The 16,504-nt window shown below is 66.0% G+C and carries 14 protein-coding genes; 6 read left to right on the top strand and 8 right to left on the bottom strand.

The features are described 5' to 3' along the window. The first annotated feature begins 86 nt into the window (after positions 1–86). Positions 87–1,040, top strand: coding sequence for a Nudix family hydrolase (locus tag AC3DET_RS14260; protein WP_488392037.1), 954 nt, complete (start codon positions 87–89; stop codon positions 1,038–1,040). Between the two features lie 82 nt (positions 1,041–1,122). Here the strand turns inward: AC3DET_RS14260 and coaE are convergent, their stop codons facing one another. The 8 genes from coaE to AC3DET_RS14300 form a co-directional block, all read right to left on the bottom strand. Further along, positions 1,123–1,743 (bottom strand): dephospho-CoA kinase, encoded by a 621-nt coding sequence (coaE, locus tag AC3DET_RS14265; RefSeq protein WP_488392038.1) that lies wholly within the window; start codon positions 1,741–1,743, stop codon positions 1,123–1,125. A 34-nt stretch (positions 1,744–1,777) separates the two neighbouring features. After that, on the bottom strand, positions 1,778–2,641 hold the full coding sequence (locus AC3DET_RS14270) for a prepilin peptidase (protein ID WP_488392039.1): 864 nt from the start codon (positions 2,639–2,641) through the stop codon (positions 1,778–1,780). Positions 2,642–2,644: 3 nt separating this feature from the next. Continuing rightward, a complete protein-coding gene (locus AC3DET_RS14275) occupies positions 2,645–3,910 on the bottom strand; it encodes a type II secretion system F family protein (protein WP_488392040.1) in 1,266 nt (421 codons plus the stop codon). Positions 3,911–4,275: 365 nt separating this feature from the next. After that, positions 4,276–6,009, bottom strand: coding sequence for a type IV-A pilus assembly ATPase PilB (gene pilB / locus AC3DET_RS14280; RefSeq protein ID WP_488392041.1), 1,734 nt, complete (start codon positions 6,007–6,009; stop codon positions 4,276–4,278). Positions 6,010–6,153: 144 nt separating this feature from the next. Then, positions 6,154–6,483 carry a type IV pilin protein gene (locus tag AC3DET_RS14285; RefSeq protein WP_488392042.1) on the bottom strand — a complete coding sequence of 110 codons (330 nt, stop codon included), beginning with the start codon at positions 6,481–6,483 and terminating at the stop codon, positions 6,154–6,156. 246 nt (positions 6,484–6,729) lie between these two features. Continuing rightward, positions 6,730–7,092, bottom strand: a complete 363-nt coding sequence (locus tag AC3DET_RS14290; protein WP_488392043.1) for a prepilin-type N-terminal cleavage/methylation domain-containing protein — start codon at positions 7,090–7,092, stop codon at positions 6,730–6,732. A gap of 588 nt (positions 7,093–7,680) precedes the next feature. Continuing rightward, a complete protein-coding gene (locus tag AC3DET_RS14295; RefSeq protein WP_142125722.1) occupies positions 7,681–9,081 on the bottom strand; it encodes a sigma-54-dependent transcriptional regulator in 1,401 nt (466 codons plus the stop codon). 233 nt (positions 9,082–9,314) lie between these two features. After that, positions 9,315–10,937 (bottom strand): sensor histidine kinase, encoded by a 1,623-nt coding sequence (locus AC3DET_RS14300; RefSeq protein WP_488392044.1) that lies wholly within the window; start codon positions 10,935–10,937, stop codon positions 9,315–9,317. 212 nt (positions 10,938–11,149) lie between these two features. Here AC3DET_RS14300 and sucC point away from each other — a divergent pair, with 212 nt between their 5' ends. The 5 genes from sucC to AC3DET_RS14325 all read left to right on the top strand — a co-directional run bounded on the left by sucC (position 11,150) and on the right by AC3DET_RS14325 (position 16,470). Next, a complete protein-coding gene (sucC, locus tag AC3DET_RS14305) occupies positions 11,150–12,319 on the top strand; it encodes an ADP-forming succinate--CoA ligase subunit beta (protein ID WP_488392045.1) in 1,170 nt (389 codons plus the stop codon). A gap of 24 nt (positions 12,320–12,343) precedes the next feature. Further along, entirely contained in the window at positions 12,344–13,219 is an 876-nt protein-coding gene (gene sucD / locus AC3DET_RS14310) for a succinate--CoA ligase subunit alpha (protein WP_142125725.1), read from the top strand. Between the two features lie 285 nt (positions 13,220–13,504). Next, positions 13,505–13,936 (top strand): endonuclease domain-containing protein, encoded by a 432-nt coding sequence (locus tag AC3DET_RS14315; RefSeq protein WP_488392046.1) that lies wholly within the window; start codon positions 13,505–13,507, stop codon positions 13,934–13,936. Beyond that, positions 13,933–15,570, top strand: a complete 1,638-nt coding sequence (locus AC3DET_RS14320) for an NAD+ synthase (RefSeq protein WP_488392047.1) — start codon at positions 13,933–13,935, stop codon at positions 15,568–15,570. Before AC3DET_RS14315 ends, AC3DET_RS14320 begins: the two co-directional genes overlap by 4 nt. Before the next feature lie 12 nt (positions 15,571–15,582). Then, positions 15,583–16,470, top strand: a complete 888-nt coding sequence (locus AC3DET_RS14325) for a vitamin K epoxide reductase family protein (RefSeq protein ID WP_488392048.1) — start codon at positions 15,583–15,585, stop codon at positions 16,468–16,470. Positions 16,471–16,504 lie beyond the last annotated feature (34 nt).

The following is a 16,504-nucleotide window of genomic DNA, read 5'->3' on the forward strand; positions in this document are numbered from 1 at the left end:
CACTGCGCGGCTTTTTCTTTGCGCGCGACATCCGGTCCGGGCGAGACTATTTGCGTCTACCTGACCGTTCCCGGCAAGCTTTTTCCATGCTTACTCCGCTGCGCTCCATCCACGTCATGGCCGCCGTCATCACCGACGCGCGCGGCCGCATCCTGCTGACACGCCGGACGGAAGGACGCGACCTGGCAGGGCGCTGGGAGTTTCCTGGCGGCAAGCAGGAGCCCGGGGAACGTCCCGAGGAGGCGCTGGTGCGCGAACTGCGCGAGGAACTTGGCATCGAGGCCCGCGTCGGCGACCACATCATCAGTGTGCCCCAGCAATACCCCGACAAGCGCCTGTGCCTGGAAGTGCGGCACCTGACCGGATGGGAGGGCACGCCGCGCGGACACGAAGGCCAGGCGCTGGCCTGGGTCGCACCGGACAAGCTGATGCGCTATGACATGCCGCCGGCCGATCGCCCGGTGGTGGCCGCGCTGCTACAGCCGGATCGCTATCTGGTCACCCCGGAGCCGGACGACGTCCCGCGCTGGCTGGATGGCCTCGAGCAAGCGGTGGCGCGCGGTACCCGTCGCGTGCAGATCCGCGCGCGCGGACTGGAGGGCGAGCCCTGGCGTGCGCTGGCCCGCCAGGCCGTCGCGCGCTGCCGCGAGGCGGGCGTCGAGACGCTGCTCAACGGCGACATCGACCTGGCGCGCGAACTGCAGGTCGGCGTCCACCTGCGCGCCACGCAACTGGCGGCCCTATCGACCCGGCCGCTGCCGGAAGGACTGCCGGTCGCGGCGTCCTGCCATGCCGCAGCGGACCTGCGGCAGGCGGAGGCGCTGGGATGCGATTTCGCGGTGGTGGGCAGCATCTACCCGACCCAGAGCCATCCCGGCGGCGAGCCCCTGGGATGGCCGGGCTTCGCCGGCCTGCGCGAGGGCGTGTCGTTGCCGATCTATGCCATCGGCGGCATGACGACCGACGACATCGCCGACGCGCGCCGGCATGGTGCGCAGGGCATCGCCGCGATCCGCGGACTGTGGCCGGCCGCCGCCTAGGAAGCGCCGTGGATGACGTAGAGCCGAGTGTGTTCGGTTACGCGATGCGTTTCCGACAGGCTCCAGCAGAGCACGCTCGGCTCTACGAGGAGACGAATCCAGCCAACGCCAGGTAGCGCAGGTGCAGTCCATCGGCTGCACGCTGCAGGTGGGCGAGGTCGCCGTCGTTGACGACGATGTCGTCGGCCAGCGCCAGGCGCTCGGCGCGCGAGGCCTGGGCGGCCATCATCTTCTCCGCCAGTGCCGCGTCGATGCCGTCACGCTGCATCAACCGTGCCTTCTGCACGGCGACCGGGGTATCCACCACCACGATGCGGTGCAGCCAGGGATAGGCCCGGCGGCCCCCGCCTTCGGTGAGCAGGGGGACCGTCGCGATCGCATAGGGGCTGTCGGCAGTTCGACAGAGGGCGAGCAGCCGCGCGCGGATGGCCGGATGCAGGATCGCTTCCAGCGCACGCCGCTCCTCGTCGTTCCCGAACACGCGCACGCGCAGCGCCGCCCTGTCCAGTTGGCCATCCGCCATCAGCACATCGCGCCCGAAGCGCGCCACCACGGCGTCCAGCGCAGGTTCGCCGGGGCGGACCACCTCGCGTGCGAGCAGGTCGGCATCCGCCACCGTGATGCCATGTGCGGCAAACGCCTTCTCAAGCGCACTTTTCCCGGATGCGATGCCGCCGGTCAATCCGATGAAGTAGTCGCTCATGGGCGGATTATGTACGAGCGCCCGCGGGGCGCCCCTACTTCAGGCCGGCGAAACGCAGGTAGGCGTCCACGATCTGCTGACCCCAGAAGAACACGATCCAGCCGGCGATGGCCAGATAGGGGCCGAACGGAATCGGCGTGGCGCGGTCGCGGCCCCGCATCGCCAGCCAGGCCGAACCGACCACGGCACCCACGAGCGAGGAGATCAGGATGATGGGCAGCACGCCATTCAACCCGACCCAGGCGCCGAGGGCCGCGAGGAGCTTGAAATCGCCCCGGCCCATGCCTTCCTTGCCGGTGATCTGCTTGAACAGCCACCACACCAGCCACAGCGACACATAGCCGGCGATGGCGCCCAGCAGTGCCGGCTTGGCGGGCATGTAGAGGTTGTCGAGACTGCCGATCAGGCCCAGCCACATCAAGGGCAGCGTCAGCTGGTCGGGCAGCAGCCGCGTGCGCAGGTCGATGCCGCTCAGCGCCACCAGATAGCAGCTCAGCAACGCCGCGCCGAAACCCTGCCAGCCGAACCCGAACCGCCACACCGAGGCCACCGCCAGCAACGCGGTCAGCAATTCCACGATGGGGTACTGCGGCGAGATCGAAGCCTTGCAGTGGCGGCACTTGCCGCGCAGAGCCAACCAGCTGAACAGCGGGATGTTCTCGTACCACGACAGCGCCGTCTTGCAGTGCGGGCAGTGCGAGCGTTCCACCACGATGCCGGGAGGCGGCGGATCGTAGATCTCCGGCTCCTCCAGCACCTCGCGGGCGTCACGTTTCCACTCCCACTCCAGCCGCCGCGGCAGCCGCAGGATGACCACATTGAGGAAGCTGCCCACCAGCAGGCCCAGGCCTGCCACCACCGGGTACCCCAGTTCGGGGTGCTGGTCCAGAAACGCCATGGATCAGCCGACCACCGTCGCCGCAATCTTGAAGATGGGCAGGTACATGCCGACGACCAGGCCACCCACTAGCACGCCGATGATGACCATGATGAAGGGCTCGATCAGGCTGGCCAGCGCATCCACCGCGTTGTTGACCTCCTGCTCGAAGTACTCGGCCACCTTGAACAGCATGGTGTCCAGCGCACCGGCTTCCTCACCGATAGCGGTCATCTGGACCACCATGTGCGGGAACAACTGGGTCTGCTTCATTGCCATGTTCAGCGGATAACCGACCGATACGTCGTCGCGCATGCGAAAGACCGCTTTCTCATAGACCGTATTGCCGGTCGCACCGGCAACGGTGTCCAGCGCCTCGACCAGTGGCACGCCGGCCTTGAAGGTCACCGCCGTAGTGCGGGCAAAGCGGGCGATGGATGAATTGTGCATGATCTGTCCGATTACCGGCACTTTCAGGATGGCGCGGTCGACTGCGTGCTGGAACGCGGGGGATCGTTTGAAGAAAAACAGGGCGGTAAAGATGCTGCCCGCGACCACGATCAGGATGGCCCACCACCAGCTCACCATGATCCGCGAGGCGCCCATGATCATCTGAGTGAACGCAGGCAGTTCAGTACCGAAGCTGGCGAAAGTCTTCTCGAATTCGGGGATCACGAACATCAGGATCACCGAGGTGACCAGGATGGCGACCGCGATCACCGCCGCCGGATAGAACAACGCCTTCTTGATCTTGCCCTTGAGGGCTTCGAGGTTTTCCTTGTAATTGGCGATGGTCTCCAGCACCGTTTCCAGTACGCCGGCGCCCTCGCCAGCCCGCACCAGATTGCGGTACAGCTCGTCGAACTGCACAGGATGCTTGCTGATTGCTTCGTGCAATGAAGATCCCCCTTCGATGTCGAAGCGGATCTGCTCGACCATCTTCTTCATGCGGATGTTCTTCTGTCCGCTTTCGATGATCTCCAGCGACGACACGATGGGCACGCCGGACTTCATCATCGTCGCCATCTGGCGGCTGAAGAAGGCGATGTCCTTCGCCGTTACCGGCTTGCCGGCGGAGCCGAACAGCGGCTTCCCCTTCACCTTCACTACGTTGGGCGTGATGCCCTGCTTGCGCAGCTCGGCACGCAGGAAGTTGGCGTTCTTGGACTGCTGCTCGCCCTTCATCTTGACGCCGCGCTTGTCGGTGCCTTCCCAGACGAACAGGTTCAGCGGGTTCTCGCGGACGGGCGCGGAGGCGGTTTTCTTGGCGGCGGAACGGGTCACGGCCATCGGATTTCCCCTGTCCGGCTTTCCCCATCCGGACTTCATCGCCCCATGTTAGCCGGTTATCCGCCCAAGGGAAGCGCCGCGCCTGTGACGGCGGCCGGGTTTCGGTGATATGGCCGGGCCAGGTGTCTCCCGGGCGGGACCCCATCTTGCGTCTGTAGGAGCGCCTTCAGGCGCGATGCTCTTGCCCGAAGCGCATCACAGACAAGGCTGCCAGCCCAGCCCAGCTCATTTGTAGGGAGACGCTTCGGCGAGACGCCTTCGAATCTGGTCCGAACGAAAAGCATCGCGCCTGAAGGCGCTCCTACAAACGCGAGGGAGCGGAACATCAGGTGCGGAATACGGGGCGGGGGCCAGTGTCTCCCGCCTCAATCCTTCGTAACGCGGTTGATTTCGGCCAGGCTGGTGATGCCGTTGCGTACCTTCAGCAGCGCCGACTGACGCAGGTCGCGGATGCCGGCCTTCTGTGCCTTTTCCGCAATCTGCATCGCATTGCCGCCTTCCAGCACGATCTCCTGGATCGCGTCGTTCATCGGCATCACCTGGTAGATGCCCGTACGGCCCTTGTAACCACCCGTGCACTCGTCGCAACCGACGGCCTCGTAGACGGTGAAGCCGGCGGCGATCTCGGCCTCGCTGAAGCCTTCAGCCAGCAGGGCCTGCGGGGGCAGCTGCACCGGGCGCTTGCACTTCGAGCACAGCCGGCGCGCCAGGCGCTGCGCGATGATCAGGGTCACCGAGCTGGTGATGTTGTACGGCGCGATGCCCATGTTCATCAGGCGGGCGACGGTCTGGGGCGCGTCGTTCGTATGCAGCGTGGACAGCACCATGTGGCCGGTCTGTGCGGCCTTGATCGCGATTTCGGCCGTTTCCAGGTCGCGGATTTCGCCGACCATGATGATGTCCGGATCCTGGCGCAGGAAGCTGCGTAGCGCGGCGGCGAAGGTCATGCCGCGACGGTTGTTCTGCTGCACCTGGTTGACGCCGGGTAGGCGGATTTCCACCGGGTCTTCGGCGGTGGAGATGTTGCGCGTCTCGTCGTTGAGGATGCCCAGCGCGGTGTACAGCGACACGGTCTTGCCCGAGCCGGTGGGGCCGGTGACCAACACCATGCCGTAAGGCTTCTGGATGGCCTCCTCGAACAGCTTCTGCTGGTCAGGCTCGTAGCCCAGCTTGTCGATGCCCAGCTTGGCGGCGCTGCCGTCCAGGATTCGCAGCACCACCTTCTCGCCGAACAGGGTGGGCAGTGTGCTGACGCGGAAGTCCATCTGCTTGCTCTTGGACAGGTTCAGCTTGATGCGGCCGTCCTGGGGCACGCGCTTCTCGGCGATGTCCAGTTGCGCCATCACCTTGATGCGCGCGGCAATGCGGTCCTTCAGCTTGGTCGGCGCCTTGGCCACCTGTTTCAGGATGCCGTCCACGCGCAGCCGCACGCGATAGTCGTTTTCGTAGGGCTCGAAGTGGATGTCCGAGGCGCCGCGCTTGATGGCATCCACCAGGACCTTGTTGACGAATTTCACGACCGGCGTGTCATCGCCCTTCGAGTCGACCGCATTGTCGGTACCGCCATCCTCATCGGAAGCATCCACTTCCAGACTTTCCAGCCCATCGTCGTCATCGCCGAAGTTGCTGGACAGGTTGTTGGCGGCGTTCTGCCATTGCTCAAGGGTACGGCGCAGCTGGTCCTCGTCCACCAGCACGGGTTCGACGATCAGGTTGGTGTGGAACTTGATCTCGTCGAGTGCGCCATGGCTGCGGGTGGGGTCGGCGACACCGACGAACAGCTTGTTGCCGCGCTTGAACAGGGGAAGCACCTGGTGCTTCTGCACCAGTTCCTCACTGACCAGCTTCAGCGCGTTATGGCTCGGGTCGAACGCGGTCGCATCCAGCAGCGACATGCCGAATTCCATCGCGTTCGCGGCCGCCAGTTGCGGTGCTGTGACCAGCCGCTTTTCCGCGATCCACTGCGGCAAAGGCACCTTGGCTTCCGTAGCATGGGCCATGGCGGCACGAGCGCTGACCTCGTCCATGGCGCCGTCCTGGACCAAGCGGCGGGCGAGGCCGGTGATGCCTACGAGATTGGCTGCGGGGACTGCGTTCATGGCGGGAAGCTCCGGAATCTGCGTGAGACTTTAGCTCAGGCGCTGCATTTTAGTCATGGGAAGCACCGTGCCCCCAATGATACGAAATGTCTTCATCGCCACTGTGCGCTTGCCTTCATGCGGAAGCGGCATCCGCCGGATGACTTACTCCAGTACGCAGTTGCCGGTTTCCATATCGCAGAGCGTGCGGCGCGTGCCGGGCTCCTGTGGCGTTCCCGTGATGTCCGCGCCGATGGCGGTCGCATCTACGGCTGCACTGCATGCCTCGAGCGGGGCGGCATCCGGTGTGTCGTTGTTGTGCAGCGTGGCCAAAGAAAAGTTGGCGTAGCTTTTCATCTCGGCCTGACAAGCGCCTTCTGCCGCGCGGATCCGGTAGTTGTTGTACGCCGGCAGTGCGATGGCGGACAGGATGGAGATGATGGCAACCACGATCATCAGCTCGATCAGCGTAAAGCCGCGTGTGGTGCGTGACATGTGAGCTACCCCTGAAGTGAAAACCGCGTGCTCCAGTCAAGCAAGGACCACGCCAATGAGGGCGCCGCTGGCCGCTGCGTGGTTGTTCATTCTACAATCTGTGATGAGTGTCACCTTGCGTTGCGCAAGCTGAAACCCGTGCGTTTCATGAGGCGGCGGACCGCTGCAATTTTTCGTGGGTTGAGCGGGCGCAAAAAACAAACCCCGCCGAAGCGGGGTTTGTTTGCATCTGGTGACGTAACACTGTTACGGAGCAGCGGCAGTCGCCATACGGCAGGTGGCGGTATCGGCGTCGCAGATCGTCGCCAGCACGCCCGGCGTGGCGGGGGTAAAGGTGATCTGGGCGCCAGCAGTTACTTGGGCTGCCGTCAGGGCAGCGACCGGCGCGGTGCAGGCTTCGGCTTCCGGAACCTCGACCGTCATGCCCGGGGTCTGGGCAGCAGCCACGGCCGAGTTCATGTAGGCCTTGGCTTCAGCCTGGCAAGCGCCTTCGGCCGAACGGATGCGGTAGTTGTTGTAAGCCGGCAGCGCGATGGCGGCCAGGATGGCGATGATCGCGACGACGATCATCAGTTCGATCAGGGTGAAGCCCTGGGCGTTCTTCTTCATGGTGTTTCCCCTTTCAGGATTGGCTTGATGGTTAGGGACACAAGCCCCGTGTCCCTACATGGACCGTGGGCGCCGCGTTTAAACGACGCGTGCACGGGATGTAGAGCAGGTTGCGTGCCAACTTCTGATACCCCCAGCGATTCCCCCACACTTCCCCGGAAGGAAACCCTGACGCCGAAGTCGGGCGGGACTATCGCATCATTCCCGGCTGTTGTGTATCGGGAATCGTGGTCAATGCCGGAGCAGTTCACAGATTGCGACATCGGCCTGTCGAGGTGGTGCGCGTCAATCCAATGGCGCTTGCACGGCCATGTGACCATTTGCGTCAGAAAGTGACGCGAATGGTCGCCCGGGTCACTGTGAGATGCGGCGCACGTTTGTGCGGAGGCACATATATAAGGTGTCTCCGCAGGCCGCGTCCAACGCATCGCGCATGCGGGCGCGGTATCCCACAGCGCCCCGGTGCATGACATACGTCGCGCAGGAGCGCCCTTCGGCGCGATGCTTTCACGAGTGACCCATCCAGGAGCATCGAGCCCGGGGCCGATCCTGCGGGTACGTTGGGAATGGCGCGCGGCGTGCGCTGGCCTATTCCATCCCCAGCTTCTTCAGCTTGTAGCGCAACGCCCGGAAGGTGATGCCCAACTGGGCGGCGGCCTTGGTCTTGTTCCAGCGATTCTCTTCCAGCGCCTTCTGGATCGCGGCGCGCTCCAGTTGCTCGATGTACTCGGGCAGGGCGCCGGCTGCAGGGTCCACATCCACCGCGCCCGGGACATCGCGGATCACTTCCCCGGGGCTGAAATCGCCACCGAACTTCTTGCCGGCAGGCGCCTGCGGCAGGTAGAGGTCGTCGATCTCGATGCTGTGGCCCTCGGACATGGCCAGCGCGCGCTCCAGGATGTTCTCCAGTTCGCGCACATTGCCCGGGAACGGGTAACGGCCCAGCGCTTCCATCGCCTCCGGCGAGACCGACGGCGCCATGCGGCCGTGCTGGGCCGCCAGGCGTTCGAGGACGGCGCTGGTCAGCTGCGCCAGGTCGCCCGTGCGCTCGCGCAGCGGCGGCACCCGCAGTTCGATCACGTTGATGCGGTAGTACAGGTCGTGGCGGAAGCGGCCGTCGGCGGCCAGTTCGCCAAGATCCTTGTGGGTGGCCGACAGGATGCGTACGTCCACCTGCGCCTCGCCGGACGCGCCAACCGGGCGCACCGCTTTTTCCTGGATGGCGCGCAGCAGCTTGACCTGCATGGGCAGCGGCAGCTCGGCCACCTCGTCGAGGAACAGCGTGCCTCCGCTGGCGGCCTGGAACAGGCCCTGCTTGTCGGCGTGCGCGCCGGTGAAGCTGCCCTTCTTGTGGCCGAAGAACTCGCTTTCCATCAGCTCGGCGGGAATCGCGCCGCAGTTGACCGGAATGAACGGACCGGCAGCGCGCGCACCCTGCTCATGGATGGTGCGGGCCACCAGCTCCTTGCCGGTGCCGGACTCGCCCATGATGTAGACCGGCGCCTGGCTGCGCGCCACCTTGCCGATCGTCTCGCGCAACGCATCCATCGCGGCCGACGTACCCAGCAGGCGGCTGGCCTGTTCGGGCGGAGGAGGAGGCGGGGGAGCGCGATCGGTGTTGTTCAGTTCAAGCGCGTGCTTGACCAGCCCGCGCAGGACAGCGAGGTCCACGGGCTTGCTGACGAAATCGAAGGCACCAGCCTTTAGGGCTTCCACCGCCAGCTCGATGTTGCCGAACGCCGTGATCATGGCGACCGGCGTATTGGGATAGTTCCGGGAGATCTCGCCGACCAGGTCGATGCCGTTGCCATCGGGCAGGCGCATGTCGGTGAAGCACAGGTCGTAGGTGTTGCGTGCCAGCAACTCGCGGGCCTCACCTACATTGGCGGCGGTGTCGATGCGCAGGCCCATGCGGCCCAGCGTCAGCGTCAGCAGTTCGCGGATGTCGCGCTCGTCATCGACGATCAGGGCACTACGGCTTTGATTCATGCATCCCCCCTCTTGCCCCTGTGCGGGCAGTGTACCGGCTGAATGTGAATCATGGTAGGCAACGGCCTGTGATCGTGGCGTGGCATGTATGCCGTGCGTCCCGGGCTTGCCCGCATGGGCGCTCTTGGGCAAGAAGCGGTTGCATGATCACATCTGAAGGCATCCTGCCCATGTGCCCCGGTGGGGCATGAAGGGCCTCCTGCAGGGGATTCCGGCGGCGCGGCCAGCCGTGCCTACGCGGGTAACAACGCGTGCGGCCCGGGCAGGATGATGCGGAAACAGCTGCCGCCGCCCGGCACCGGGACGTATTCGAGCGTGGCCTGGTTGGCCCGGCACAGTTCGCGGGCGATGTAGAGCCCCAGGCCGGTGCCATGCTCGGACGTGGTGAAGAACGGCCGGAACAGTTGCGCCGCCACGGCCTCGGGGATGCCGGGGCCGCGGTCCATCACGTCGATGGTCGGGCGCCCATCGGCATTGAACACGCGGATGCGGATGCGCGCGGGTTCCCCCGGCAGGCGCCCGTAGTTCAGCGCGTTCTGCACCAGGACCGTGACCACCTGCTGCAAGTGGCGTGAATCCACCAGCGCAGGCACCGGCTTGGCCCCGATGATGGTTTCCAGCGTGTCGGTCTCGATGGAGAGCGTCTGCTGGTACTCGTCCACGAAACGCCGCGCGAAGGTATTGAGGTCCACGTGCTCGGGGGTGGCGCGTTCGCGACGGGCCAGCCCCAGCACGCTTTCGACGATGCCGTTGGTGCGCTGGCACTGCTGGTGGATGATCTGCAGCAGGCGGCGGTCGCCGTCGCTGACCTGCTGGGATTCCTCCAGCAGCTGCACGGCGTAGTTGATCGCGGCCAGCGGATTGCGGATCTCGTGCGCCAGGCTGGCCGAAAAGCGGCCGAGCGCAGCCAGGGTCAGGGATTCGGCCCGGCGCGAGACCACCGTGGCATCGTCCAGGAAGATCAACGAGGTGTCGCTGTCGGCCAGCAGGCGGGCGAAGCGGGGCTGCACTTCCGGCTGGTCCGGCGAGAACTGCATCGGGGTTTCGTCGGTCTGCCAGCCATTGCGCCAGCGCTGCAGGCGGCGGGCGAGTTCGGGCGCCGCGTGCTGCAGCGACAGTCCCTTCCCGTCGACGCCCTTGCCATCGCCGCCGTCCCCGAGCAGCAGACTGGCGGCCTCGTTGGACAGCTTGATGTGGTTGTCGGCGTCGACCACCAGCACGCCGGTCCGCATGCGCCGGATGATCAGTTCGTTGACTTCGAACAGGTTGGCGACTTCCTCGCCACGCTTGTCCGCCAGCGCCTGGCTGGCACGCGCCTTTTGCCCGGCCTGGTGGGCGAGGTAGGCCAGGGCCAGGTAACTGACCGCGAACATGATGACTTCGGCCAGCGAGCGGCTGCTGTTCTGGTCGTGGAACAGGGTGAAGAAATACTCGCCGAACAGCGCGGCAATGGCGATCAGCGCCACCACCAGGGCCATCCGGGTGGACGGCAGCAGCAGGGCCGCTGCGGACACATTGAACAGCAGCATCATCGCCACGCCGGCCGTGGCGCCAGGCAGGGCGTGGGTGATCAGCGCGGCGACAAGCACGTCCAGGCAGACGCTGACGAACACGATCCACACCAGCCACTGCACGCTGCGACCGACGAAGAACAGCACCAGCGCCAGCACCAGGTAGCCGATGGCCACCAGCATGCCGAGGTCTTCGTGGCGGGGCTGGCCGAGCACATCGCCCAGCGGGCTGAACATCAGCGCGGCCAGGATGCCCGCTTCCAGCACGCGGTACAGCGCGAAGAAATACAGTTCGCGGCGCGGTACTGATTCGATGCGGGACAGGAGCGACTGGGCCTGACGCAAGACTCGTACTTCCCCGTGACGAGGCGGCCAGTATAGGCAGGCTGGCCCCCGGCTGCGCGCCGGGACCGTGTTTCCGCCTGTTCCACCAAAGGCTTAGGTACCGGGTTTTGCGCCATCCGGCCCGGTCGGCGACAATAGGGGGCTCGCCCGCGCCGCCGCCCCCGTGGCCCCGGCCGTGGGCGATGTCTTCTGTTCCCTACCCACGGTGACGCATGAATTTCCACGAATATCAGGCCAAGCAGCTGCTGGCCGAGTACGGCATCCCGGTCCCGGCCGGCAAAGTCGCCGCCACGGCGGACGAAGCGGTTGCTGCCGCCCAGTCCCTCGGCAACGGCCCCTGGATGGTCAAGGCCCAGATCCACGCGGGCGGTCGCGGCAAGGCCGGCGGCGTCAAGTTCTGCAAGACCGTCGATGACGTGAAGGCGGCCGCCGGCAAGATGCTGGGCACCAGGATGGCCACCTACCAGACCGCCGGCGTGGAGCTGCCGGTCAACCTGGTGCTGGTGACCACCGCCGGCGAGATCGTGAAGGAGCTGTACCTGTCGGTGCTGGTCGATCGCGGCACCCGCACCATCACCTACATCGCCTCGTCCGAGGGCGGCGTGGAGATCGAGCAGGTCGCGGCCGAGACGCCGGACAAGATCCACACGCTCAACGTCGACTTCGTCGAAGGCGTGCAGCCGTACCAGGGCCGCGAGTTCGGCTTCAAGATGGGCCTGACCGCCAAGCAGGCGGGCCAGTTCGCCACCATCATGGTGAACCTGTACCGCATCTTCAACGAGAAGGACCTGGCGCTGGTCGAGATCAACCCGCTGGCGATCCTGGACGACGGCAACCTGTACGCGCTGGACGGCAAGTTCAACAGCGACGACAACGCCGCCTTCCGCCACAAGGACCTGGTCGCGATGCGCGACAAGAGCCAGGAAGACGAGACCGAAGTGCTGGCCTCGGAGATGGACATCAACTACGTGACCATGGACGGCAACATCGGCTGCATGGTCAACGGCGCGGGCCTGGCCATGGCCACCATGGACGTCATCAAGCTCAACGGCGGCGAGCCGGCGAACTTCCTCGACGTGGGCGGCGGCGCCAACAAGCAGCGCGTGATCGAGGCGTTCAAGCTGATCCTGTCCTCGGACAAGGTCGAAGGCATCTTCGTCAACATCTTCGGCGGCATCGTCCGCTGCGACATGATCGCCGAGGGCATCATCGCCGCGGTGAAGGAAGTGGGCGTCAAGGTGCCGGTGGTGGTCCGCCTGGAAGGCACCAACGTGGAAGAAGGCAAGCAGCTGCTGCGCGACAGCGGCATGGCCATCATCCCGGCCGACAACATCAACGACGGTGCCAAGAAGGTCGTCGCTGCCGTCAAAGCTGCCGCCTGATCCACGACACCGAAGGAACTATCCATGAGCGTTTTGATCAACAAGAACACGAAGGTGATCGTGCAGGGCTTCACCGGCCAGCAGGGCACCTTCCATGCCACCCAGATGATCGAGTACGGCACCCAGGTCGTCGGCGGCGTCACCCCGGGCAAGGGCGGCACCACCCACATCGACCTGCCGGTGTTCGACACCGTCGCCGATGCCGTCAAGAGCACCGGCGCCGATGCATCCGTCATCTACGTCCCGCCGCCGTTCGCGGCCGACGCCATCCTTGAAGCGGCCGCGGCCGGCATCAAGGTCATCGTCTGCATCACCGAGGGCATCCCGGTGCTGGACATGCTGCGCGTGGACAACGTGCTGAAGGGCTCGCACCCGGACACCGTGCTGATCGGGCCGAACTGCCCCGGCGTGATCACCCCGGGCGAATGCAAGATCGGCATCATGCCGGGCCACATCCACAAGCCGGGCAAGATCGGCATCGTGTCGCGCTCCGGCACGCTGACCTATGAAGCGGTCAAGCAGACCACCGAAGTGGGCCTGGGCCAGTCGACCTGCATCGGCATCGGCGGCGACCCGATCAACGGCCTGAACTTCGTCGACTGCCTGAAGCTGTTCAACGAAGACCCGCAGACCGAAGGCATCATCATGGTCGGCGAGATCGGCGGCGACGCCGAGGAAGCCGGTGCCGAGTACATCGCCAAGTACGTGAAGAAGCCGGTCGTCGGCTTCATCGCCGGCGCCTCGGCTCCGGCCGGCAAGCGCATGGGCCACGCCGGTGCGATCGCGTCGGGCGGCAAGGGCACGGCGGAAGGCAAGTTCGCGGCGATGGAAGCAGCGGGCGTGGTCACCGTCCGTTCGCCGGGCGACCTGGGCGCGGCGATCGCGAAGCTGGTGAAGTAAGCCTCGCTGTCGCGCTTCACGCAGGAAGCCGCCTTCGGGCGGCTTTCTGCTTTCTGGGCGGCGGGTGAAAGGGAGTGACGTTCGGGTTGTTCCGGGCAAGTGTGGGGACACAGGCTTCGTTGCCCCCACCCCAACCCTCCCCCGCAAGCGGAGGAGGGGGCCTTGTCCGGGGGCCGCAAAGTTTCCCGGTTCCGGTCCAAGATCCCCGATCCCGATCCCGATCCCGATCCCGCGCGCGGTCCGCCCCTTCCCCCGCTTGCGGGGGAAGGCTGGGATGGGGGCAAAATGGCCACGAAGCCCAAGCACAGGGCGTGCACTATGCGACAAGGACAGAAACGCAACCGCGCGCGCGAACTGCGGCGCGGCATGACGCTCGCGGAACGCCGGCTCTGGAGCATCCTCTGTCGTCGGCAACTTGAAGGCTTCCGCTTCCGTCGGCAGGTTCCGATAGGCCCATACATCGCCGATTTCGGGTGCCTCGAAGGCGCACTGGTCGTCGAGGTGGATGGCGGACAGCATATGGACGCCGAGACTGACTGCGCGCGCGATGCGTTTCTCCGTGAGAAAGGGTTCCGCACCCTGCGCTTCTGGAATAATGAGGTCATGGCGAATCTTGAAGGTGTCCGGGCGCTGATACTCCGTTGGCTCGGACACTCGCCCCCATCCCAGCCTTCCCCCGCGCACGGGGGAAGAGGCAGTTTCAGAAGGCCGACATGACCCAGACCCTCCGCATCGCCATGGCGCAGTTCGACTTCCCGGTCGGCGGCGTCGCGCAGAACACGGCGAGCATCCAGCGCATGATCGCCGAGGCGCGCGACGAATACGGCGCCGACGTGGTGTTGTTTCCCGAACTCGCGATCAGTGGCTATCCGCCGGAGGACCTGCTGCTGCGGCCGCGCTTCCTGGCCGACTGCGAGACGGCACTGACGGAGATCGCCGCCACCACGCACGGCATCGTCGCCGTGGTCGGCTGGCCGCAGAGTGCGGGCAGCGTGGTCTACAACGCGGCCAGCGTGCTGCGCGACGGCGCGGTCGAGGTGACCTACCGCAAGCGCGAACTGCCCAATTACGCGGTATTCGACGAGCGCCGTTACTTCGATGTCGATCCGGACGGTGGCAGCTGTGTCTTCGAGGTGAAAGGCACGCAGGTGGGGCTGGTCATCTGCGAAGACCTCTGGTTCCCCGAGCCATTGGCCGAAACCGGGAAGGCCGGCGCGGTGCTCACGCTGGTGCCGAATGCCTCGCCGTTCGACCGCGACAAGCATGCGCAGCGCGACGCACTGATCGCCGAGCGTACGCGCGAGACGGGCATGGCGCTGGCCTACCTCAACGTGGTGGGCGGACAGGATGCGGTGGTGTTCGACGGGGCCTCCGTGGTCGCCGATGGCGACGGCACCGTGCATCCTGCGGCGGCGGCATTCACCGACCAGTGGCTGGTGGTCGATTTCGACGTGGCCACGCGCAAGTTCAGTCCGGTGGTCTGGATGGACGATGGCGACGAGAGCCGCGATGCGCTGGCGTGGCGCGCCATCGTGCGCGGCATCCGCGACTACTGCGGCAAGAACGGCTTTTCGAAGGTGTGGCTGGGCCTGTCCGGCGGCATCGATTCGGCGCTGGTGCTGGCGCTGGCCGTGGATGCGCTGGGCGCGGAGAACGTCACCGCGGTGCGGTTGCCGTCGCGTTACACGGCCGGCCTGTCGAACGACCTGGCCGCCGAGCAGTGCGCGGCGATGGGCGTGAAGCTGGAGGCGATCTCCATCGAGGCGCCGTTCAAGGGGTTCCTTGAAGCGCTCGGCCCGGTGTTCGGCGACACGCCCGCCGACACCACCGAGGAGAACCTGCAGTCGCGCAGCCGCGGCGTGATCCTGATGGCATTGAGCAACAAGTTCGGCGGCCTGCTGCTGACCACCGGCAACAAGAGCGAATACGCGGTCGGCTACGCCACCATCTATGGCGACATGTGCGGTGGCTATGCGCCGATCAAGGACCTGTACAAGACCGAGGTGTTCGCGCTGGCGCGCTGGCGCAACACCGTGGGCGGTGCGCCGGTGATCCCGCCTGCCGTGATCGACCGTCCGCCGTCCGCGGAGCTGCGCGAGAACCAGAAGGACCAGGATTCGTTGCCGCCGTACGATGTGCTGGACGCCATCCTGTTCCGCTACGTGGACCTGGAGCAGTCGCGGGACGAGATCGTCGCTGCCGGCTTCGATGCAGCGACCGTGGACCGCATGCTGCGACTGGTGCGCATCAACGAGTGGAAGCGCCACCAGGCGGCGCCCGGCCCCAAGGTGTCGCGCCGGGCCTTCGGTCGCGAACGCCGCTACCCGATCACCAACAAGTACGCGTTGTAGGAAGGAAACGGCATGGCAAGGAAGAAGAAGCGCTCGCCGCACCGCGACCGCACGGCATCCCCCGCACCCCGTCACGCGACACCGCCGGACCGGGTGATGCTGGCACTGGCGGCGCTGGGCCTGCTGATCACCGGCTACCTGGCCTGGACGGCGGGCAGCGGTTCGGCTTCGGCGTTCTGCACCAGCGACGGCGGCTGCGATGCGATCCAGCGCAGCGGCTGGTCGACCCTGCTCGGCGTGCCGATGGCGCTGTGGGGCTTCGGCCTGTACGCGGTGGTCGGGCTGGTATCCGTGATGAGCAAGGCATCGCCGCTGCTGCGCTGGCAACGGCAGTGGCGGCTGGTGCTGCTGGGGCTGGCGATCAGCGTTTACCTGACGGTGGTCGGTGCGTGGGTACTGGATGCCTTCTGCGTGGGTTGCCTGGCATCGCTGGCGGTGCTGGTGGCGATGTTCGCGTGGCTGCAGGCGCGTCGCCCCGCGTCCGCGCCAGGCCAGCCCTGGGGCCGCTGGTGGGGCGTCCACGCGCTGCCGGTGCTGCTGGTGGTCGCGGTCCTGCACGTGCACCAGAGCGGGCTGCTGCACCAGCGTCCGGAGAGTCGACGTGCGGAGGCGCTGGCGCAGCATCTGTCCGCGTATGGCGCGAAGTTCTACGGTGCTTCGTGGTGCGTGGAGTGCAGCCGGCAGAAGCGCCATTTCGGGCACGCGGCGGAGCAGTTGCCCTACGTGGAATGCTCACCCGGCGGGCGCAACGCGCCGATGACGGCTACCTGTGCGGCGGCGGGCGTGACCGTGTTCCCTACCTGGGTCATCGATGGCATCGAGCACAACGGCGTGATCGAACCGCAACAGCTGGCGGTGCTTACGCGCTTCGACTGGGAAGGTGCTGCGGACGACGAGTGAGTCGCCGCGCTCCGGGCGGAGCCGGAACACCTGC

It is taken from the genome of Pseudoxanthomonas sp. 97-1-1 (genome assembly GCF_057773125.1).

What these genes read in the sequence shown, in the direction of transcription:
- AC3DET_RS14325 (WP_488392048.1), top strand. Translation starts at nt 15,583, where the DNA reads ATGGCAAGGAAGAAGAAGCGCTCGCCGCACCGCGACCGCACGGCATCC.
- AC3DET_RS14285 (WP_488392042.1), bottom strand. Translation starts at nt 6,483, where the DNA reads ATGTCACGCACCACACGCGGCTTTACGCTGATCGAGCTGATGATCGTG.
- AC3DET_RS14295 (WP_142125722.1), bottom strand. Translation starts at nt 9,081, where the DNA reads ATGAATCAAAGCCGTAGTGCCCTGATCGTCGATGACGAGCGCGACATC.
- sucD (WP_142125725.1), top strand. Translation starts at nt 12,344, where the DNA reads ATGAGCGTTTTGATCAACAAGAACACGAAGGTGATCGTGCAGGGCTTC.
- AC3DET_RS14320 (WP_488392047.1), top strand. Translation starts at nt 13,933, where the DNA reads ATGACCCAGACCCTCCGCATCGCCATGGCGCAGTTCGACTTCCCGGTC.
- AC3DET_RS14275 (WP_488392040.1), bottom strand. Translation starts at nt 3,910, where the DNA reads ATGGCCGTGACCCGTTCCGCCGCCAAGAAAACCGCCTCCGCGCCCGTC.
- AC3DET_RS14270 (WP_488392039.1), bottom strand. Translation starts at nt 2,641, where the DNA reads ATGGCGTTTCTGGACCAGCACCCCGAACTGGGGTACCCGGTGGTGGCA.
- AC3DET_RS14315 (WP_488392046.1), top strand. Translation starts at nt 13,505, where the DNA reads ATGGCCACGAAGCCCAAGCACAGGGCGTGCACTATGCGACAAGGACAG.
- AC3DET_RS14260 (WP_488392037.1), top strand. Translation starts at nt 87, where the DNA reads ATGCTTACTCCGCTGCGCTCCATCCACGTCATGGCCGCCGTCATCACC.
- coaE (WP_488392038.1), bottom strand. Translation starts at nt 1,743, where the DNA reads ATGAGCGACTACTTCATCGGATTGACCGGCGGCATCGCATCCGGGAAA.
- sucC (WP_488392045.1), top strand. Translation starts at nt 11,150, where the DNA reads ATGAATTTCCACGAATATCAGGCCAAGCAGCTGCTGGCCGAGTACGGC.
- AC3DET_RS14290 (WP_488392043.1), bottom strand. Translation starts at nt 7,092, where the DNA reads ATGAAGAAGAACGCCCAGGGCTTCACCCTGATCGAACTGATGATCGTC.
- pilB (WP_488392041.1), bottom strand. Translation starts at nt 6,009, where the DNA reads ATGAACGCAGTCCCCGCAGCCAATCTCGTAGGCATCACCGGCCTCGCC.